18 protein-coding genes are annotated in these 20,211 nt (G+C 69.6%); 10 read left to right on the top strand and 8 right to left on the bottom strand.

The annotated features are described in order from the left end of the window. Positions 1-69 precede the first annotated feature (69 nt). Positions 70-864, top strand: coding sequence for a hypothetical protein (locus tag V6U88_RS08075; protein WP_334451210.1), 795 nt, complete (start codon positions 70-72; stop codon positions 862-864). Beyond that, complete coding sequence (locus V6U88_RS08070; RefSeq protein WP_334451208.1) at positions 861-1,592, top strand: hypothetical protein; 732 nt, start codon at positions 861-863, stop codon at positions 1,590-1,592. The genes V6U88_RS08075 and V6U88_RS08070 overlap by 4 nt, the downstream gene beginning before the upstream one ends. A gap of 11 nt (positions 1,593-1,603) precedes the next feature. Here the strand turns inward: V6U88_RS08070 and V6U88_RS08065 are convergent, their stop codons facing one another. The 3 genes from V6U88_RS08065 to V6U88_RS08055 all read right to left on the bottom strand — a co-directional run bounded on the left by V6U88_RS08065 (position 1,604) and on the right by V6U88_RS08055 (position 4,340). Next, positions 1,604-2,371: a hypothetical protein gene (locus V6U88_RS08065; RefSeq protein WP_334451274.1), complete on the bottom strand. Its 768-nt coding sequence runs from the start codon at positions 2,369-2,371 to the stop codon at positions 1,604-1,606. 197 nt (positions 2,372-2,568) lie between these two features. Next, entirely contained in the window at positions 2,569-3,084 is a 516-nt protein-coding gene (locus tag V6U88_RS08060; RefSeq protein WP_334451207.1) for a flavoprotein, read from the bottom strand. Positions 3,085-3,095: 11 nt separating this feature from the next. Then, positions 3,096-4,340: a helix-turn-helix transcriptional regulator gene (locus V6U88_RS08055; RefSeq protein WP_334451205.1), complete on the bottom strand. Its 1,245-nt coding sequence runs from the start codon at positions 4,338-4,340 to the stop codon at positions 3,096-3,098. Between the two features lie 246 nt (positions 4,341-4,586). Between V6U88_RS08055 and V6U88_RS08050 the strand changes: the two genes are divergently transcribed. Genes V6U88_RS08050 through V6U88_RS08035 form a run of 4 tightly spaced genes read left to right on the top strand, consistent with a single transcriptional unit; the run spans position 4,587 to position 7,697 of the window. After that, positions 4,587-4,799, top strand: a complete 213-nt coding sequence (locus tag V6U88_RS08050) for a hypothetical protein (RefSeq protein WP_334451204.1) — start codon at positions 4,587-4,589, stop codon at positions 4,797-4,799. Continuing rightward, entirely contained in the window at positions 4,796-6,043 is a 1,248-nt protein-coding gene (locus V6U88_RS08045) for an FAD-binding oxidoreductase (protein ID WP_334451203.1), read from the top strand. The genes V6U88_RS08050 and V6U88_RS08045 overlap by 4 nt, the downstream gene beginning before the upstream one ends. After that, on the top strand, positions 6,040-6,294 hold the full coding sequence (locus tag V6U88_RS08040; protein WP_334451202.1) for a hypothetical protein: 255 nt from the start codon (positions 6,040-6,042) through the stop codon (positions 6,292-6,294). The genes V6U88_RS08045 and V6U88_RS08040 overlap by 4 nt, the downstream gene beginning before the upstream one ends. Before the next feature lie 50 nt (positions 6,295-6,344). Next, a complete protein-coding gene (locus V6U88_RS08035) occupies positions 6,345-7,697 on the top strand; it encodes an AAA domain-containing protein (protein WP_334451201.1) in 1,353 nt (450 codons plus the stop codon). 129 nt (positions 7,698-7,826) lie between these two features. On the opposite strand, the gene V6U88_RS08030 is transcribed toward V6U88_RS08035, so the two are convergent. Then, positions 7,827-12,650, bottom strand: coding sequence for a P-loop NTPase (locus V6U88_RS08030; protein WP_334451200.1), 4,824 nt, complete (start codon positions 12,648-12,650; stop codon positions 7,827-7,829). A gap of 539 nt (positions 12,651-13,189) precedes the next feature. Here V6U88_RS08030 and V6U88_RS08025 point away from each other — a divergent pair. Then, positions 13,190-13,579, top strand: coding sequence for a GIY-YIG nuclease family protein (locus V6U88_RS08025; RefSeq protein WP_334451198.1), 390 nt, complete (start codon positions 13,190-13,192; stop codon positions 13,577-13,579). A 67-nt stretch (positions 13,580-13,646) separates the two neighbouring features. After that, positions 13,647-14,081, top strand: coding sequence for an HNH endonuclease (locus V6U88_RS08020; protein ID WP_334451197.1), 435 nt, complete (start codon positions 13,647-13,649; stop codon positions 14,079-14,081). 74 nt (positions 14,082-14,155) lie between these two features. Here V6U88_RS08020 and V6U88_RS08015 read toward each other — a convergent pair whose 3' ends face one another. Then, entirely contained in the window at positions 14,156-14,476 is a 321-nt protein-coding gene (locus V6U88_RS08015) for a GYD domain-containing protein (protein WP_334451196.1), read from the bottom strand. A 185-nt stretch (positions 14,477-14,661) separates the two neighbouring features. On the opposite strand from V6U88_RS08015, the gene V6U88_RS08010 reads away from it, so the two are divergent. After that, a complete protein-coding gene (locus V6U88_RS08010) occupies positions 14,662-15,162 on the top strand; it encodes a GNAT family N-acetyltransferase (RefSeq protein WP_334451195.1) in 501 nt (166 codons plus the stop codon). Between the two features lie 9 nt (positions 15,163-15,171). Here V6U88_RS08010 and V6U88_RS08005 read toward each other — a convergent pair whose 3' ends face one another. Together V6U88_RS08005 and V6U88_RS08000 are read right to left on the bottom strand one after the other, a co-directional pair. Continuing rightward, complete coding sequence (locus V6U88_RS08005) at positions 15,172-16,158, bottom strand: aldo/keto reductase (protein WP_334451194.1); 987 nt, start codon at positions 16,156-16,158, stop codon at positions 15,172-15,174. 80 nt (positions 16,159-16,238) lie between these two features. Next, positions 16,239-17,774: an NAD(P)/FAD-dependent oxidoreductase gene (locus V6U88_RS08000; RefSeq protein ID WP_334451193.1), complete on the bottom strand. Its 1,536-nt coding sequence runs from the start codon at positions 17,772-17,774 to the stop codon at positions 16,239-16,241. Between the two features lie 222 nt (positions 17,775-17,996). Here V6U88_RS08000 and V6U88_RS07995 point away from each other — a divergent pair, with 222 nt between their 5' ends. Further along, positions 17,997-19,250 (top strand): hypothetical protein, encoded by a 1,254-nt coding sequence (locus V6U88_RS07995; protein ID WP_334451192.1) that lies wholly within the window; start codon positions 17,997-17,999, stop codon positions 19,248-19,250. A 49-nt stretch (positions 19,251-19,299) separates the two neighbouring features. On the opposite strand, the gene V6U88_RS07990 is transcribed toward V6U88_RS07995, so the two are convergent. Beyond that, complete coding sequence (locus V6U88_RS07990) at positions 19,300-20,151, bottom strand: aldo/keto reductase (protein WP_334451191.1); 852 nt, start codon at positions 20,149-20,151, stop codon at positions 19,300-19,302. Positions 20,152-20,211 lie beyond the last annotated feature (60 nt).

The following is a 20,211-nucleotide window of genomic DNA, read 5'->3' as shown; positions in this document are numbered from 1 at the left end:
CTCGTACCGCAACCCGGCACTGTCGTGTGGCAACCATGGATGTTGCTCGACGCACAAGAGTGGTCCCCCTTGCCCGACGCGGTCGACGGCTGGGATCCGTGCACGGACCTGCGTGTCGCGCGGCGAGTGCAGATTGACGCAGGAAGGTTCTTCCAGGAGACGGGAGTGGGGCTCGAGGACCTTGCGCTGACCGTCTCGTGGACCAGTTCCACGACCGACATGACGCAGGCCTCGTCTCCGGTGCGGTTCGATCCGAGTGGCGCTGCCGTCGCCGACACGATCCTCGTCGGGGAGCGCTTGTCCGGGATCCTGACGCTCCGCACTACTGTCAGCCTGGTTCGCCCCCCGGCCAGGTCAGCGGTCGGGGTGGCCGCCGTTCCCGGCTCCGTGCTTGCCGAACACGTCCAGCGAGTAGTGCTGGAGAACGTGTCCTCCATGTTCCCTGTGCATGAGATCGACTTCTCGCACACGCGCCTCTCGCCGACTGCCAGCTGGCACCTCGAGACCAGCACAGAGCTCACCGCTCCGTTCTACGGAACGTTCCGCGTGCTCATTAACAAGCGTGACCGCGAGTTGAGTGCAGCCGTCGCCCGTGGCGCCAAGGACAAGAGGCAACAGGTTCTGCTCGACGAACTACAGGCGGGTGTTGCCGCGCTGCTGCTGGAGCTTGCGCTGCATCTTCGTGACGAGCTTGCCGAACGCGAGGAATGGCCACCGGACACCGTCGGCGATGTCCTCGCGAGAACCGTAGCGGCTTCGCCGCTGCCAGCTGCTGCTCCACCGCCGCCAGTCGAACTGGCCGACTTTAGGACCCAGATCTCAGGCGCGATCAGGCATCTCGGAAGGGGGCGGATCTTCCAGTGAGCGAACTGTGGCCGCATCTTCCGGCGGTCGTAAGTGCGGCGATGTATGTCCAGCTCGGTGAAGGGAGGGCTCCTGTTCCGTGTGAGAACCATCCGGACCAGACCTGGGCCCCTGTCGGCGGTCGCGTGTCCGTGAAGCGGGTACGGGAGCTGATCGATGCCGTGTCGATGCTCGCCGAGAAGTACGGCTTTCCCGAGTCGGCCGGCCCGGATGCGCGAATCGCCTTCGACCGGGATGCTGCCGGGCTGATTCGCAGCCACATGGATCTGTCCTGGGCCGAAGCGGGCAACCGGGATGTGTGGTCCTTCATTTCTCTCGTCGCCCTTCCGCACGTGACCAAGTGGCGCTTCGGCCCGGACAACAGGGAAAGGTGGGTGGCTACCGATCTGACCAGGCACACGTGGGCACGGCTGTGGTGGCAGGCAGTGGTCTTCGCCGGCCATGAGCAGATCCTCGCCGCCCTCACTGAGAGCGATCTCAACCAGCTTCTGGAGCGCCGCAGCATCGGCGGCGACCCACGCCTCGTACGTGAGACCGCGCGCGCCGTCACAGAGTTTTCTGGGGATGCTCCACGGAGAAGAGTGATTCGCGACGTCACGCTCCGGTTACTGCGATACCTGGCATTCCTCGACGTTCGATCTCTCAGCGACCAGCAGGTCCGAGACTTGTGTTCTGCGCTGACGACCGAGACAATCACGCGCCTGCCGAGAGAAGCACCTTATCGTTAATGCCGGTCCTATCAGGCGCCTGTTCGGGTTGGGGGGATGACGGAGCGTCGGACCTGCGGAAGTGCTCGCCGACCCTCCCTGACCCAGCGACTCCACGGGAGCGGGGCATGCCGATTCGCTTGAAGGGCGTCCAGAGCGGGATTGCGCCGATCGTCGATCCACCGCATGTCGATCGCGCCCTCGTGGTCGGACGCGTCAATGACTGCGATCTCCAGCGCAAGGTTCGGGAAGCTGCTGCCAGTCGACGTGTCCTGCTGTACGACGTGCTCGAGACGCTCGATGATTCCGACACCGCAGAACTCGACGTGGCCTTTCACCAGAGTCTGCCCGTGCCGTTCCACGGTTTTCGAGCGGAACAGCAAGAGCGGCGGGGCGAGTAACCGTTCCTCAATACTGTTGCCTGCGTAGAGGTGCCACGCCTCGAGCAGGGCCTTGTTGCCGGCGGTGGCACCGGGAGAGCCGGGGGTGTCCACCTTGTGGTCCCCGTAGTAGCGAACGTGGCCGTCGTCCAGGTCGAACTCGTCGTGCCAAGGATTAGTCGCGTGCCCAGCCTTCCAGGGACTGGATCGAAGGGCAACGACCGGGCGTCGCACACCGTCGGGGCCGTGGACGTTTGCCGGGGCGTTGATTCCTCTCTCCAGCATGATGCGGGGGAGACTGCTGTCTGGGGACGACATCACGAAGTAGTAGTTGAGGTAGCCGTCCAGCATCTCCTCAACTGGGTTGGCATCGCGCGCGTAGCGAAGGATGTCATGCGTTCGGAGGATGCCTCGTTTCATGATCACATAGTGCCACCTTCACCGGCAGGTGAACAGCTCCATCCTGTGGCCACCCTCAGGGAGGAGGACAGCCCGCACCTCCGCCACCGTCTCTGGTGCGACGAGAGATTGTTGTCTGACCGAGGTGGCTAAGTGCGCTGCGAGGCCCAGCGGCATACCGGATAGGTCAGCCAAGCCGACTCGCTGCCCGACAGAGATCAGCCGTCCAGCAATCTTGAAATGCCAAACGCCCGCTGCGCGGGGGCATGGAGCCGCTCCGCGACCCCCGGCCAGTTGAGCTCGGCGTGCAGTGGCGTCACGATGACGCCCGTCTTCCGGAGTAGCCGGAGGTGCCGGGCGTAACTCGGGTGGGCGGCAAGCTGTGCCTTGACGTTCGGGAACGCGTAGACCGGGATGTCAGCGCCAAGCGCTTCGTTGAGGATGCCGAGCGCGAGCGTGTCGTTGATCCCTTGAGCCCACTTGTTGATGACGTTGAACGTGGCTGGTAGGACGGCAACGGCGGTCGCCAGAGGATGCGGCTCCGGGTCGCCGGGCATCCGCCACTCGACCCGGACCGGATAGCCGGTCTGCCGCTCCAGAACTTCCCGGTCGATCCAGGTTGCAGCGGTCGGAGTAGCGGTGAGGCAGACAGTCCACCCGTCTTCCTGTAGCAGCTCGATCAGCTCACCGATGCGCAGCACAGGAGGAGCGGCGCAGACGACGAGGGCCAGCACCCCTCGGCGAGTCATGCCAGCAGCCCGGCCCGCTCGGCCAGTGGCCGCAGCCCCGGCGTCGCCGCTCGTCGCTCCTTTGCCAAGAGGTCGAGCAGGAGCGTGCGTGCTTGGACGTTGGCGTGGACCATCTCGGCGGCTATCCGCTCGGCTTCGAGCAGGTGCAGCACCGATACCGATTTGTCGCCGCCCGACCTCATCGTCGCTGCCGCCAGGTCGACGTGCACCTGTGCCCTCCGGCCAACCAACGCCGTCGGGAGCCGCGAGGTGTCGAGCCGCGCTCCGATCTCCAGCGCCCGGTCCGCGTTGCCCGCCCGAACCGCAGCGGAGACCGCGTGGATAACGACGTTCGTCGGGCCGAAGCCTGTCCACAACCGGTTGCGGTCAGAGCCCAGCGTCGTTGCCAGCCCTTCGGCCTGCGCCAGGAACTGACCTGCTTCCTTCGGGTTGCCCTGTCCGGCCGTCATCACGGCAGCAAGAAGCAGCAATGCGCCCTGAGCGGAGAGCAGGTCGACATCCTTTGCAGGGGCAGTGGTTGTCAGCCGAGCGATGCTGGTCCGCACGACCTGCTCAGCTTCGGTTGCTCGTCCGGGCAGCCGCATGAGACCGCAGGCCGCCTGGTAAGCCGCAACGGCCGCAAGCGCTTGGTCGTCGGCGAGCCGCGCCGCCGTAGCAGCCCGGTCGGCAGTCAGTAGACCTGTTTCGCCGTCACCCACCTTGGCGGCCAGCTTTGACGCCGCGATGTATGCCGCGGCGAGCAGCCGAAAAGCATTGCTGCGATGCATCCCGGTGGACTTGCTGGAGAGGTCCGCTTGACTGAGCACGTCCGGCAGTAAGCGGGCGGCGGATGTGTAGCTCGCCCGCTGGTAGAGGTTGTGCACTCGGCCAACGCTTCGCCGCACCTCCACGAGCGATTGAACTGGCCCAGCGGGTGCTGGGAGGTAGTTGGTGAGGAAGGCTCGAAGACCGTTCAGCAGCTCAGGCCGGGCAGCGCCAGAAGCGGGATTACGGGTCTCATCTCCCATGGCCTGCCCTCGATATGTTGCCACCGACACGTCGACGAGCATGTCGTCGAGTTGTTCGAGCGTAACTCCCAACGCGGAGGCGATGCGGTTTCGATGCCAGGGCTGAGGATCCGTCTCGGCGTTCTCCCAGCGGACCACCGTCGACCGCTCCACGCCGAGAATCTCGGCCAGGCGCTCCTGGCTGTACCCGAGGGCTTTACGCCGCTGGCAGAGCCGATGTCGCTTCACGGCCACGACCCGATCTCCCTCCATCTGCCGCCACTGTAGTGACAGTCCGTCGATCAGGCGGGTACGGAGACGCCTCATTTCTGCGTCACCGAGGCCTCTCGGACGCTGTAGTTCCTGGTCAGCTTTCTGCTGAGGCTGGATGCATGGCCCGGGGCGGGTGCCGGGCTCCGGCCGCGTCGACCCGAACGACGACGGCCGTCCCCGTCCGCCCCGGCGCCACTCAACGCACCACGACGCCGGAGGCGCCCACCCATGTCCGCCGCACTCGCCGATCTCCCCGCCCTCACCCCGGTCACCGACCAGGATCGTGTCCTCGCCGCACGCGCGGTCCGTGCCCATGTCCCGGAGAACTGGCCGCACGGCTTGCTCTGCCGCGGCGAGCGCGCCCCGTACCCGTGCCGCCTGGCCCGCTGTGGCCGCGCCAGCCTCGCCGCCGCCGGCCTCAGCGAGGGTGAGATGGCGTGACCGAGCCGGAGGCACGCGAGGCGGTCGCCCACTGGCTGAGCCTGCTGGCGGCCGACGTGGAGCTCTCTCCGTACCTGATCGGGGTGGATCGCGACCGGCCGATGGCTCTCCTGGCGCGGTCGCTCACCACCGCGCCCAGCGGCGGAGCCCTGCTCGACGGGTGGGGCGGCCTGGGCTGGTCCGAGGCGCAGCACCGGCGGGCAGTCAACTACCTGGCCCGGGTGTGGGAAACGCGTGGTGAGCCGACGGCCGCAACCCCGGCCGCGAGCGCCGACCAGTTCTGGTCGGCGGTGGAGGACCGCTGTCCGGGCCTGCTGCCGGAGCGGGAGGCACCCGTGATCCACGCCGCGCTGGACCGTCTCATGACCGGTGGCGACGACCCGGCTGGGCGGTTGGCGCTGCTGGCTGTGCTCGGCCGCGCGTACCGTCGTTACGGCCTGCGTCCGACGCACGCCGCCACCCTTCAGAAGGCGTTGGGCATCAGCAAAGGGTGGAAGAGGGCGTGGCGGCTGGTCGATTGGGCCGCCGGGCGGATGGGGGACGGCCCGGCCTGGTGGCCGGTCGAGGTGCTCGATCACGACCGGCCCGCCGATGGCGTCGCCATCCTCACCGTACGGCCGTGGCGGCGGCTGCCGCACCGGCCCGGCCAGGCGGTGCCGGTGTGCACGCCGCGCCGGCCCGGCCGGTGGCGCTGGTACTGCCCGGCGAACGCGCCCCGCCCGGACGGCACGGTCGAGCTGCACGTCCGCGCGGTCGGCGGCGGCGCCGTCTCCACCACCCTGGTCCAGGAGGTACGCCCCGGCGAGCTGCTCCACCTCGGCCCGCCCATGGATACCGGGTTGCACCTGGGCGACAAGCGGGACCTGCTGCTGATGGCCGGCGGCACCGGCCTGGCACCGCTGCGTGCCCTGGTCGAGCAGGTGGCCGCCGCCCCGGACGGCCGGCGGGTGACCCTGGTCGTCGGGGCCCGCACGGTCGCCGATTTGTACGACGCGGTCAGCCTCGACAAGCTCCAGTGCGCCCACGACTGGCTGCGGATCGTGCCGGCGTTCTCCCACGATCCCCTCGCCGAGCCGGTGGAGCGGGGCGACGCGCTCACCGTCGCCCTCGACCACCTGCGTCCCGACCAGGACGTGTTCGTGTGTGGGCCGCCGGCGATGCTGGCCGGGTCACGGCTGCGGCTACTCGCCGCCGGGGTGCCCGCCGTGCGCATCCACCTGCCGGAGCGGATCCCGTGGCGATGACCGTTTACCGGAGCCGCAACGCCCTCACCGGTCGGCTCACCCCGGAGCGGATCGTGGGCCTGTCGTTGCCGCTGACCGGGCGCGGCCGGCGCGGCTACCGGGTGGACGACGTCGACCTGCTACTCCACCGGCTCGCCTACGAGCTGGGGGAGCGGAACCGCCAGCTTGAGGTCGCCCGGGAGGAGAACCGGCGGGTCAAGAACGCGCTGCGAAGCTGGCAGTCCGATCGGGCGGCGCGGCGCGGGGAGTGACGGTGGCCGGAGGTAGGGTCCCGGGGACGCCGTTTCGGGAGGTGACGTCGATGCTCGCCGGTTTGGAGCTGCCGCCCGCCGTCGAGGCGGAGCGGGTGATCGCGGCCGTACTCGCCGACCTGCGCTCCGGCAACCACCGCGGGGTGGTGGTGGACTCCCCGCCCGGCGCCGGCAAGTCCACCCTCGTCGTCCGCGCCGCCGTCGACCTGGCAACCACCGGCGAGCCGCTGATCATCATCGCGCAGACCAACGAGCAGGTCGACGACCTCATCGACCGCCTCGCCCGTAAGGCTCCCGAGCTGCGTATCGGCCGCCTCTCCGCCGCCGACTACCAGCCCTCCGAGCGGGTGAAGGGCCACGAAACGGTCAAGGTCGCCGCCAAGATCGCCGACCTCGGCGGTCCGGCCGTCATCGTCGGTACGGCCGCCAAGTGGGCCACGGTCACCGACGGCTCCTGGCCGTGGGCGATCGTCGACGAGGCGTACCAGATGCGGTCGGACGCCCTGCTGCGCGTGGCCGGGCGGTTCGAGCGGGCGCTGTTCGTGGGCGATCCCGGGCAGCTCGACCCGTTCTCCACCGTCGAGACCGCGCGCTGGACCGGCCTGACCTGGGACCCGATGCAGTCGGCGGTGGCGGTGCTGCTGCGCCACAACCCCGAGCTGCCGGTACACCGCCTGCCCGTGTCGTGGCGGCTGCCCGCCTCCGCGGCGCCGGTGGTCGCGGCGGCCTTCTACCCGTTCACCGGGTTCCGCGCCGGCAGCGGCCCCGGCGATCGAGCGCTGACGTTCACCGAGGCCGGACCGGGCGATGCTCTCGACACGGCGGTGGAGCTTGCCGCGACGACCGGGTGGGCGCTGCATGAGCTGCCGGCCCGGCATACCCTGCGCACCGACGCGGAGGCGGCGTCGGCGTGCGCCGCGCTGGCGCTGCGGGTGTTGCAGCGGGGAGCGGTCGCGGTCTCCGAGCACGCGCCGTCGGGCACGCCGGTCACCGCGGACCGGATCGCCGTCGGGGCCGCGCACCGCGACCAGGTCGCGGCCATCCGCGCGCACCTCGGCGAGGCCGCAGCGGGCATCACCGTCGACACCGCCAACCGGCTCCAGGGCCGCGAGTACGACGTGACGATCGTGCTGCACCCGCTCTCCGGGCGGCGGGACGCCACCGCCTTCCACCTGGAGTCGGGGCGGCTCTGCGTGCTGGCGTCCCGGCACCGGCACGCCTGCATCGTGGTGGCCCGGGCCGGCATCGGCGAGCTGCTGGACGCCCACCCGTCGACCGAGTCGGTGCACCTCGACGTGCCCGTCAAGTTCCCCGACGGCTGGGCCGCGAACCAGGCGATGCTCGCCCACCTGGGCGCCATAGCGCGAACGGTCGGTGCCGACCGAACTGGTGACGGTCGATGACCCCTACCTGTAGGTGTGCGGACGACAGAGTTGGTCACCTACCTCCGGACTATGTACGACACATGTGCAGCGCGAGGTGGGCGCGTGACCGCGTGCGAGTCGGTTCGTGGCGGCCGGCCGTGCATCGGATCAGGGGTCCTGCCGGCTCACCATCCAGTCGCCCGCCACCTGTTCCGTGCGCAGCCCGAGCGCCTGGATGGCCGGGCGCAGCTTCCGGCCCGCCTTGAACTCGTCGTACCAGCGCTGGCCGAACCGCGCGATGATCGTCTCGCCGAGGTCGATCAGTCGCATCTCACCACTTGCCTCGTCGAGCAGGCCGCCGATGAGCGCTGCAGGGTCCGCTGTCGTGGGGATCGGACCGGGGCGCAGCCTCTGCGGGATGGCCCGCCGCACCGGCGCGGGCGCGGCGGGGGCCACCGGCGGACTCTTCACCGCCGAAACGCGAGGAGCCGGTGCCACGGACGTAGGTGAGCTCTCCGGTCTGCGCCGGGCGGCGGGGATGGCTGACGGGTGCGTCTTTGGGGGCGCCCACTGCCCGCCTACCTCGACCTCCCATGCCCGCAGGCCCTCATAGCTGAAACCGAGGAAGAAGTCGACGTAGGCGTACTCGTCTCGGCCGCGCCGGAACTTGTCGCGCGGCCGGAAAAGCGCCCGCAGACGGCCGTCGCCGATGCGGACCCAGCCCCGCTCCGGGCCCTCAATCTCTTGGATCACGCCGGCCACCCGGTCTAACGGCTGCGGGTGGTTCCAGAAGCCGTTGGCCCACTCGCCGAGCTCACTGAAGTGGGCCAAGGGGCACCAGTCCGGGCTCCGCCCGACCCACTCGTAGCTCCATTGTCGGTTGGCGTAGCGGGCACGCTTGTCTGTGGTGTCCATGTGGGCGCGAATGCGGTCCTGGTTGAACTCTTCGCCTCGTCGCCACCGCATGAAGTGCAGCACGTAGAGGTAGTAGCTTGCCTCCAGGCTGTCCGTCACCTCCGCGATGGAACTGAACCGTTCGAGCGCGCGCAGCTCGTTGTACTCCGGGAGCCGCCGGTACGCCTGAAACCAGTTCCGCAGCTCCGCTTCGGACGGGGTACGTACCCGGATTGCGGCGTCCAGGCACTCGGCGATTGTCCGCAGGGTGCTCTCGTCCATACTTGACCAGTCCCGGTTGCCCTGTCGGATGTACGCCCGGGCGAGCGCCCGCCCGATGGCCGCCTTCTCCTCGGTGTCGCCCAACTGCGCGCGCCACTGCGTGATCAGGTGGTCGATGTTGCTGTATAGCTGCTTGATCTTCTCCTCGCACCCACGAAAGTGGTCGCTGTCCGGCGGCCCGTACTGATTGGCGCGCAGCGACCGGTACTGATCCAGCAGGTCCTCAGCCTGGGCGAGTTCCGCCGCCACCCATTCGCTCGCTACCTCCTTGGAGTTGATTAGGTCAGGCAGGCTCTCGTGTCCGGACACCCGGACGAGTCGCTCCAGGACCTCTAGGGTCAGCTGCACCGGGGTGATGTAGGCGTACTCGCTGTTGGGGGCGGCCCTCCTGGCCAGGTCGAAGGCTTCCATCGCCGACCGGAACCGCACCAGCACCTCATCGAGCAGCGCCTGCGCGCTGACCGAGTGGTCCTGCAACAGCTTGTTCATCGAGTGTTCGATCCACAGCCGCCGCACCATGCCCAGAGTGTGCAGGTGCAGGCTGTCGCGGCCCTCCGACAGCTCGACTGCGCGGAGCAGACACTTCTCGGCGTTCTCGAAGCTCGACCTCATCCGGTAGATCTGGTGGCGGCCAAGATGGTTCCAGAAGTGGGGTTCGTTCGGGCAGTGCTCGGTCAGCTGCTGGAGTACCCACTGCGCCGACTCCTGCGGCATCTCCTCGACGAGCTCGGAGAAATTGCCGCTCGGCCGGCGTTGGTCGCCCACCCTGGTACGGCGGACGAAGAGGTTCTCCAGCAGCCGCCGGGCGAGCACGTTCTCCGCGCCCAGGTGGTGGACGACGTTGGCGATGAGGTCGACGGAGAGCTGTGGCAGGTTGCGCCGCCAGGTGCCCTCTCCACCCAGCAGCTCCTGCAGCACCTGCTCGGCGATTTGAGGGTGCATCAGGCGCAGTTCCCCGCTGTGCGACACGGTCAGATGGCGTAGGTCATCACCGAGCAGGCTGCGCAGGTAGTCCTCGTCGCTCTCGTAGACCGTCTCGAGTGTCCACCGGCCGGTGATCCAGAACCGCACGAGGTGGGTCGGGATGCCCGATTGGGCATAGCGGGTGACCAGGGCGAGGAACTGGGCCACCAACCGCAGCTCCGAGGGAATGCGGACGAGGTGGTTGCGGACGAAGGTCTCGATCCCGGCGAAGTTCTGCTCGTAAGCGCAGAGCCCGAAGAAGAACGGGGACAGTTGCTGCGAATGGACGGGAGTCACTGCGGTGTCGACCGAGCCGAGCCTCGTGATCATTTGGCGGCCGGCGTCGGTCTCCGCCTGCGGCCTGAAGAGGCGGGCGAACTCGCGGCGCTCGTCGTTGCGCATCGGATCGACCAGGCGGTGCGGCTCCCGGCCTGACCGGTGGGACGTTCTCCTCCCCCGGGTCGTCCGTGACACCCAGAGGACGACGACCGGGATGCCTCGCGCGTCGAGGCCGGTGAGCAGGTCTTCCCGCTCGGCCTCGGTGAGGTCACCCGCCTCCACGACGAGCAGCAGGGGGCGGCCGACTCGCCGGTGGAGCTCGTCTATCCGATCGATGCTGCCCGAACTGTACTGCTTGAGCAGCGCTGTCGGATGGCCGGCGCTCAGGTCCCAGGCGACCCGGCGGGCCAGGGTGGTGCCGCCGGCGCCGGGGGAGTGGACGAGCTCGACGCGGTAGGGCCGAGTCGCCTTGCTCAGCGCGGCGCCCAGGTCCGCCACGACTTCCCCGTGCAGTTCGCGCGGCACGTCCAGGCCCGCTGCGAGGTCGACCCAGGTAGGCGGTCGCCCCCGCCAGAACTCGTCGGTCTCGGGATGCCGCCGGGCTGCCGCCGAGAGCACCGCAGAGTGCAGCACCTCCAGGTCCACGCCCAGCCACAGGAGGTCCTTCGGCGACAGCGGCACCGACCCCTGCACACCCGGTACGGTGGCGGAAGCCGTGTCGGCACCCAGCGGCAGGGCTGGGGTGAGGGCGTCGAGCAGCCCCACCATGCCGGGCATCCCGTCGACGGACTCGATCGCCAGGTCGAGTGAGCGGACCTCGCCGCCGTAGCACTCGTCGAGGTACTCCAGCACTCGGGAAATCTTGTCGTCGTTGCGGCCCGAGCGCAGCACGAGCACGGCGGCGGCCCGGTGCGCGGTCAACCGAATGGTGCGGTCGATGACCCGGCGCAGCAGGGGGAGGTAGGTCCGGCGCCAGTCCGGCAGCGTCTCGGGACGCGGCTCGGACCGCGCTACCCAGCCGTTTGCGTAGAGCCACACGGTGGCCTCGGGCGAATGGTCGTGGGGCAGGGTCCGCCCGGCGTACACGACCGAACGCCGAGCCCGCAGCGTCTGCAGGAGCGCGGCGGATAGTCCTTCCGCGTCGCTGCCCGGGTCCAGGTCCACCACCACCGACCAGCGCGTACCCGCCAGCGCGGTCAGTTGCGGGAAGCGCAGGCCCTCATCCGCGACGAGGAACAGGTCCACGCCGCTGTCCTCGGTGCTCAGAAACGGTTCGAACAGCTGCTGCGCCTCCGCGACGGGCACCGCCGGGCGTGGCTGCGTCGGCAGGGCCACCCCCGGCCCCCGCCGTTCGTGCTCCTGGACCAGCGACGCCCACTGGTTGGAGAAGTGTGTGGTCAGCATCATCTTGCTGGCCCAGGCCGCATAGAGGAAGGCTGCGATTCGCAGCTCAATGTCCTGTGGCTGGTCGATCGGCTTGGCTGCCCAGTTGAGGCCGGCGGCCACCCGGGCGAGGGGATACTGCGGTCGCCATACGTCCTGCCGACGTGGCTGCCGGGTGGCCAGCATGGCCTCCGTACGCTGCCGGATCACCTGGATCAGCTCGAACACGGTGTGGTCGGTCGGCAGCATTCGCGGCCTCGAGGTCAACTGGACGTCGTCCACCGCGGAGAAGACCGCCAACGGAGACCGCGAGCCCAGCTGGCGGATACCGTTGAGGAACGCGGAAACCTCCAGGTACGCCTGGTCGTACAGCAACGGCCCATCCGTGTCCCAGCTGAGGTCGATCAGCCAGTAGGTCAGGTCCTTCGACTGCAACGCCCCACCGAGCAGAATATTCTTCAGGTGCAGGTCGCCGTGGCTGCGACCACGGAAGACGTCGATCGGCTGGTCGTACAACGCCCGGTCCGGCCCCCAGACCAGGTGCGGGTTGGGCAGGTGCTCGCCACAATGCACGAACAGCAGGCCGTCCCCGGCCCCGACCTCGCCGGCCACCCGGCGCAGGGCCGAACGGCGGCGCCCGTCGGTGTACATGTTCGGCACCCATTCCTCGAGCACGGCACCGAGCGCGACGCGGTAGGCCGGCTGTGCGGTCGCGGCAAGCTGCGCCTCCAGCAGATCGCCAGCCACTTGGCCGCAGGCGTGTCGCAGGTCCCGGTAGTCGGCGAGGTCGGCCGTGCGGATGGTACGCAGGCTGTTCCCCGCGATCTCGTACAGCTCCGCGCGCACGTCGTCGTTGTCGGCGGCCACCACCAGGCGGGGCACCCGAGCCTGGGCGAACTGTGGCAGGGCGTCCCAGAACGCCTGGTGGGCTGCGCCCTGGTCGACGTCCTTGGCGCGGGAGACCTTTAGCACGTACTGGCCGTCCACCTCACCGTCAGCGCCCGGGCGACCCGCGACGTCGCACACCAGGACCGACGCGTCCGTGAAGCCGCCGCTGAGGGACTTGATCGGGGTTATGTTCATGATGGTCGGTTGGCGGTCGAGGATCAGGGCCAGCGCCGCATCCTCCCGCGAAATCGCGCCGCCGGATGGCGCCAGTTCGTCGGTTACGGTGCGTGGAGTGTCGATCACGTGATGAGGTTATGCCCATCACCGTCGCGAGTGGAACCACTGCCCAGGCCCGGACTGCAGGTGAACGGACGATGAACAGGTCACCCGACCGCACCTTCACCGACCCGATTCTCGACCCTGACGGGCGGCACGATCCTCCTGCCCGCCACGATCGAGTTGCCGACGTCACCACCACGCCGGGTGAACTGCGCGCGGCGACGTACCCATGGGCTTGTGGACAAAAGGGCCTCGAGGCGGAGCCGGTAGGCAGTGGCGGGAAGTCGTGCTGTAGCGCCGCCGATCGAGCAGCACGTACTGGGATCTCAATTCTGTAGCAGACGGCGCATGATCGTCTCGTCCGCCCTCAACGGCTGCCCCCGCCAACGATCGCGCAGTCATCGGCGTCACAGATATGGGCCGTCCAACCAAGGGTGGGGCGGCAATTTCTCTGTGGCGGTTGCCGCTTCATCAGGCGGTCGCCCTCCCGCCTTGCTGTCGGGTAAGCCGCGCTCCGCGGTCAGGGGCTGCCAAACGGCAACGGTGATCGGTAGCGTCCGGGGATGACCGAGATCGCCCATGAGGATCTGCTAGCGGGCTTCACCGTCTCCCGCCCGTACACGATGGATGTTGTCGCGGACGCGCCCCGTGCGGCTGGGGTGCACCTGGTCGTAGCTGGCGACACCGTCATCTATGTGGGTCGCGCCAGCAACCTCCGCGACCGCCTGCGTCAGCACCTGACCGGCAGCCGGGCCTCTTCGGTGCTGCACGACCAGGTCGGGCAACTGCTCGACCGATCCGGGCCCGCCGCCTCAGCGAGCGACATCGCCAGCTGGCTCGGCCGATGCATTGTTCGGTGGAGAGAGAGCGACAACCCGCAGGCGGACAAGGAGGCGCTGGTGCTCGCACTGCAGCCTCGTTTCAACCGACAGGTCCCCAAGCCGCGCGGCTGAGGACGGAAGCATCCGGGGCTGCCTCGTTTGCCGTTCCCCGGTAGCGTCCCAGTTGTCAGCGGAGGAGTTGGATGCCCTGACGGCGGCACTGGATACCTCGGCCGCGCTGAACCCTGCGGAGTCGTCCGAGGGGCGACGACGCCGGCTCGCAGAGATGACCGCGCGGCTGGGCCAAGCTGACTTCCGACAACGGCTGATGGCGGCGTGCGACAGTCGATGCGTCGTCACGGGCTGCGACGCCGAGGCCGCAACCGAGGCCGCACACATCGACTCGTACGAGGGACGTACCAGCAACTGGGCGGGCAACGGCCTCCTGCTCCGCGCTGACCTGCACAGCCTCTTCGATCGGGGCGTTATCTGGATCGACGATTGCTGTGCGCTGCACGTGCATCCCGGCATTGGGCATTACGCCAAAATGAGGGGCAGCAGCTCTTGCCTCCGGCGAACTAGGAGGATCTGCCGGACCGCGCCGCCCTACGGCGACACCGCGAGCGGTATTTGAGGGGTTGAGCGGGCGATGGCCGGATCGCCGACTCTCCGCCCGCGCCGACCGGTGGTTACCGTCGGGGCAGGGGATCATGCACCCGGGGGCTGGTAGTTGGCCTTCACCCGGGTCGCCTCATCGACCTCCTCGGCGGTCAGTACCGGAGTGACCCGCACGTGCAGGCCGCCCGCCGCCCGGATGGCGATGGCCAGTGCGGCCGCCGTCTTGTGGTCCGGCAGTTCACACAACACGTAGGTGTCGTCGTCGTCGAACGAGAAGTGCATCGACTCCATCCGACCGCCGCTGGCCTCGATCGTGCTTCGGACGGCCTCCGCGCGCTTGGTGCCACCGTCGCTGACCAGCCCCTTGAGCCCGTCGAGGGTGTAGGTCGACTTCAGCAGGAATCTGGGCATGTCGGTACCACCTCCGGCTCCGGCAGACAGGTTCACGCCGCCACTGGCGCTGGGCCGACGCGCTCGGCTTCGGTCAGGCCGTGGTGCGCGTACCCGCCACGTGGGCGGCTAGTCATGGTCGACTGCGCGCAGTGCGTCGGTGGGGACTGCTTGAATGGGCGCCCACGAGCGGGCGGGGGAGACGGATGATCGAGGTGCACATCGCGCGGTGGGACGAGGACGACCTGGAGCTGCTGCGTCGCCTCAACACGCCGGAGGTCCGGCACCACACCGGCGGCCCGGAGACCGACGAGCAGGTGCTCGCTCGGCACGAGCGCTATCTGCGGGGGCCCGGTCCCCGCAGCGGCTGGATGTTCACCGTGGCGCTGCCTGACGGCGTGAAGGTGGGCAGCGTCGGCTACTGGGAGCGGGTCTGGCACGACGAGCCGGTCTACGAGATGGGCTGGGCGATCCTCCCTGAGCACCAGGGGCGGGGCCTGGCCACCGCCGCGGTCCGCGCCGTGGTGGCCGAGGCCCGCGCCGAGCGCCACCACCGGTACGCCCACGCCTATCCGTCGGTGGACCATCCGGCCTCGAACGCGGTCTGCCGCAAGGCTGGGTTCACCCTGCTCGGCGAGACCGAGTTCGAGTACCCGCCGGGCCGCCTGATGCGCTCCAACGACTGGCGGCTCGACCTGCGGGCCTGACGAGGCCCGTCAGCGCGCGGCGTCCAGCCGTTCCCGCTGCGCGGCGGTCAGCTCCAGCTCCACCGCTTCGAGGCTCTCGTCGAGCTGAGCCACCGACGAGGCGCCGACCAGCGGGATCGACGGCCTCTCGCCGCCCATCAGCCAGGCCAGCACCACCTGGTTGACCGTCGCGCCCGTCTCGGCGGCCACCTCCCGCAGCGCGGCCAGCCGGCCGGGCGCGCTCGGCAGGTCGTACGCCGGGCCCAGCGGCTTGTCCGACCGGGTGTAACCACCCTTCACCAGCGGCGAGTACGCGACCAGCGTCAGCGCCGGCTCCGCCCGCAGGTAGCTGGCCAGGTCTCCGCCGACCGAGCCGGGGTCGCCGTCCGGGTCCAGCTCGCTGGGCAGGTCGGTACGCCGCTGAAGGTAGGTGTGGTGGTACTGGAGCACCTCGTACGCGGGCAGGCCGGCGGCGGCGGCCAGCGCGCGGGCCCGCTCCACCCGCCACACCCGGTGGTTGCTCGCCCCCAGCAGACCCACGGTGCCCTCGGCGACCAGTTCGCCGAAGGCCGCCACGGTCTCCTCCAGCGGCACGGTGCGGTCCTCGATGTGCGCGTACAGCAGGTCCAGCTTCGCCATGCCCAGCCGTTCGCGGCTGCGCTCCGCCGACTCCCGGATCACCTTCGCCGACAGCCCTTCCGGGTTGTCGGTGAAGCTGGTGCCCGGGGCGAGCGGACGCGCCCCCAGCTTGGTGGCGACGACGATCTCGTCCCCGACACCTCGGCTGCGCCGCCACCGGCCGAGCAGTTCCTCGCTCTCCCCGCCCTGCCCACCGTTCATCCAGAACGCGTAGTTGTCCGAGGTGTCGACGAAGGTGCCCCCGGCCTCGGCGTACCGGTCGAGGATGGCGTACGAGGTGGCCTCGTCGGTGGCTGTGCCGAAGAGCATCGCACCGAGGCTGAGCACGCTCACCTCGCGCCGGGTCGACGGGTCCGTGCCGATCGTGCGGTACCGCATGAGGTCTCCCATCTCACGACGTGGAGCCCTCACCCTGAACCTTCGAGCGCACTCGAAGTCAAGGCATTCGGTACGCCGGCTCAGTTGACCCCGGTGGGTCGACGCTTCGCCGCCGGCTGCGCGGTGGTCGTCGCGGCGACGTTGCGGGCCGGCACGGTCGGCGCGTCCCGTCCGGTGCCCCGCCGGCCGTCGCCCTTGCTGCTGCTCTGCTCGTGGTAGTCCTGTTCCACGTTGACCGTCCAGACGTCGTGGCCGGAGCCGTGGGCGATGTTCTCGGCGGTCAGCATCGCGGTCAGCATCGAGTGGTCCTGGTTGTTGTAGCGGTGCATCCCGTTACGCCCGACGGGGTGCACGTTCGGCAGCTCCCGGGCCAGCCAGTCCCGGATGGTGTCGACGTTGTGCTGGTAGCGCTCGTCGTACACCGGGTAGGCCTTCGGCATCCGCACCACGTACCCGCTCTCCACCGCGCCCGGCCGCACCAGGCCGAGCTGCTCCAGCTCGGCGGTGGCCCGCGCGACGAGGTCGGCGTCGGAGGTCCGCCAGGTCTCGTCGTCCTCGAAGACGAAGTACTCCAGCCCCAGGCAGGTACGCCCGTCCTTGACCAGGTACGGCGACCAGGAGCCGAAGTTCTGGATCCGGCCCACGTTCACCGCCGGGTCGTGCACGTAGATCCAGTTGTCGGGGAAGGAGAACTCCTCCGGCACCACCAGCGCCACGGTCAGGAAGTCGCGGTAGCGCAGGTCGGCGGCGCAGGCGAGCACCTCGGGCGGCGCGGCCGGGCGCACCGCGGCCACCAGTTCCGAGATCGGCATGGACGAGATGACGTGGTCGGCGGGGACTCGGCGCTCGCCGCCCGCCCCGTCGACGGTGACCGCCACGGCCCGCCCGTCCTCCCGGTGCACCGCCCGCACCCAGGTGCCCAGGCTGACCTCGCCGCCGCGCTTGCGGACCTCCTCCGTGCAGCGCTCCCACATCATGCCGGGGCCGAACTTCGGGTACTGGAACTCCTCGATCAGGCTGGTCACGTCCTTGCGGTTGCGACGCGGCAGCACCGCGTTGAGCACCGCCCGGGCCAGCGACAGGTTCTTGATCCGCTGGGCGGCCCAGTCGGCCTGCAACTGGTCGGCCGGCATCCCCCAGACCTTCTCGGTGTAGGTCTTGAAGAAGATCGAGTAGAGCCGCCAGCCGAAGCGCGCCGACACCCAGCCCTCGAAGTGCGACTGGTCCTTCGGCGGGCGTAGCCGCGCCCGGGCGTACGAGCCCATGCAGCGGGCCGCCTCCCGTATACCGAGGTTGCGCAGGGCGTTGCCGGCGTTGAGCGGATAGTCGTAGAGCGCCCCCCGGTAGAAGATCCGGCTCATCCGGGGCCGGAGCAGGAACTCTTCGTCGGGCAGGATCTCGTGCCAGAAATCCTCGACCCGGCTCACCTTGGTGAAGAACCGGTGCCCGCCGATGTCGAAGCGCCAGCCGTCCCGCTCGACGGTGCGGCTGATCCCGCCGACCACCTCGTCGGCCTCGAAGACGCGCACCGTCTCGCCGTGCCTGAGCAGCTCGTACGCGGCGGTCAGCCCCGCCGGGCCCGCGCCGATGACCACCGTGCCGTGACGCTCGTCCATCCTCACGCCGCTCCCTGCCCTCGGTTCCCGTCGGACAGGCGCGGTTACCCGTTCCCTGCGCTGTCTCACGTCCGCTGGCCGCAAGCTCCGATGATGCCGGGTTCGGCGGCGCCTGGGAACCGGCAGGTGTCATCGGGCGCAGGCCGGGGATGACCGGCCGGCAGGTCCCGCGACCGCCGTGGGCGGGGCGCGGGTCGGACCGGACCGGTGAGGAAGCGCTGCATGAGCGACGGGCCGCGGGACGCCGCGACGGACGCCCGCGCGCCCGCGACCGGCCTCCCGGCACGCTGGAACCGCCTGCTCGGCCACGCTGGTGACCTCCTGGTCCGGGTGCCGGAGCGCTGGCGGTACGTGCTCGCCCTCTTCCTCGGCGCGAAGGTCGTCCTCAGCCTGGTCGGGGTGATCGCCCTGGCCGCCTGGGAGGGGGCCCCTGCCGCGCCCCCGTTGGACGAGATCAACACGCGCCTCGACCAGGTGGAGATCTCGCCGCACCGCTGGATCGGCATGTGGTTCGCCTGGGACGCGCTGATCTACGACGGCCTGAGCCGGCAGCCGCTCACCGGCGAGTGGAAGGGGGGCTTCGGTTTCCCGCTGCTCTACCCGTTCCTGGCCCGGGTGGTGGCGGTGCCGCTGGGCGGCAACACCGCCCTGGCGCTGCTGCTGATCAGCAACGTGGCTTTCGTGCTGCTGCTCTACTACGCCCTGCGGCTGGGGGAGACGCTGCTCGGCGACGATGCCGCGGCGCGCCGGTTCGCCCGCTACCTGGTGCTGCTGCCGACCGCGTTCCTGTTCCAGGCGGCGCTGACCGAGTCGCTGTTCCTCTGCCTGGCGCTGGCCACCTTCCACTACGCCGAGCGGGGGCGGTGGGTGACGGTGGGCGTGCTGGGCTACTTCCTCGGGCTCAGCCGCTCGGTGGGGTTCCTGGTGGCCGTCCCGCTCGCCCTGGTTTTGCTCCGCCGGCACCGCTACCGGCTCGACCCGCGCAGCCTCTGGACGTACGTCCGGACCGGCTGGCCGCTGCTGCTCATCCCGGCCGGCTGGCTCACCTTCATGGCGTTCTGCCGGTGGAAGGGCGGGGACTGGTTCGCCTACAAGCACGCCCAGGAGAAGGGCTGGGGCATCCGGGTGCAGAATCCGCTACCGGTGATCTGGAACGGCCTCACCGGCGACACCCGCGACGCCGTACGGGTTTGGTTCGCCGTCGCCGTGCTGGTGATCGTGATCGCCGGCATCCGCCGGATCGGGCTGCCCTACGTCACCTACGCCGCATTGATGGTGCTGGCGCCGCTGTCGATGGGGCCGCCGGTGTACAAGAGCCTGCTGCGCTACCTGCTCGCCGCGTTCCCGGTCGGCCTGGTGCTGGCCCGCTGGGCCCGTAACGTCACGGCCGACGCCTGGCTGAGCGCCGCGCTGGGCCTGGTGCAGGGCGCGCTGTTCGTGGTCTGGCTCGCCTACTGGACGCACTTCATCATCTGACCGGAGAAGGACCCCGACCCCCGGGGCCCTCCTCCGGTGCGTATGTGCGTCAGCTCGGGACGTAGTCGAACTCGTCCGGGTTCGGGCCTTGGCGGCCGGCCTCGCCCCGGTCCAACCCGGTGATCCGCTCCATCGCCGCGTCGTCCAGCTCGAAGTCGAAGATCCGGAAGTTCTCCTCGATCCGCTGCGGGGTGATCGACTTCGGGAAGACGATGTCGCCGCGCTGCACGTGCCAGCGCAGCACCACCTGGGCCGGGGTGCGGCCGACCTGCTCGGCGACGTCGACCACGGTCGGATCGTCGAGCACCTTGCCCTGGGCGATCGGCGACCACGCCTGGGTGAGGATGTTGTACTGCCGGTCGTAGGAGCGGACCTCCTCGTTGCCGAAGTACGGGTGCACCTCGATCTGGTTGACCGCGGGCACCACCTCCGCCTCGGCGCCGAGCCGCTCCAGGTGCGCCACCTGGAAGTTCGACACGCCGATCGAGGTGGCCCGGCCCTCGCGCTGGAACTCCTCCAGCACCTTCCAGGTGGAAACGAAGTCGCCGTCGTAGAGGGTGGGTAGCGGCCAGTGGATCAGGAACAGGTCGATGTGGTCCATCTTCAGCGCGGACAGCGTCGACTCGAACGCCTTGCGGGCGTCGTCCGGCCGGTGGAAGGCGTTGTTGAGCTTGCTGGTCACGAAGACCTCGTCGCGGTCCAGGCCGGAGGTGCGCACCGCCTCGCCGACCTCGGCCTCGTTGCCGTACATCTCGGCGGTGTCGATGTGCCGGTAGCCGATCTCCAGCGCCCGGCGCACGGCCTCGACGGTGTCCTTCGGCTCGATCTGGAAGACCCCGAAGCCGAGCTGCGGGATGGTGTTGCCGTCGTTGAGGGGGATGTCGGGAATCGTGTTCGCCATCCGGCTCTCTCTCCCATCGTCAGGGGCACCCGGCCGGGCGCCGGAAGCGCTTCCACGGTG

This window comes from Micromonospora sp. CPCC 205739, assembly GCF_036906795.1.
Classification (GTDB): domain Bacteria; phylum Actinomycetota; class Actinomycetes; order Mycobacteriales; family Micromonosporaceae; genus Micromonospora.
This window is presented reverse-complemented; position numbering and strand designations above follow the sequence as displayed.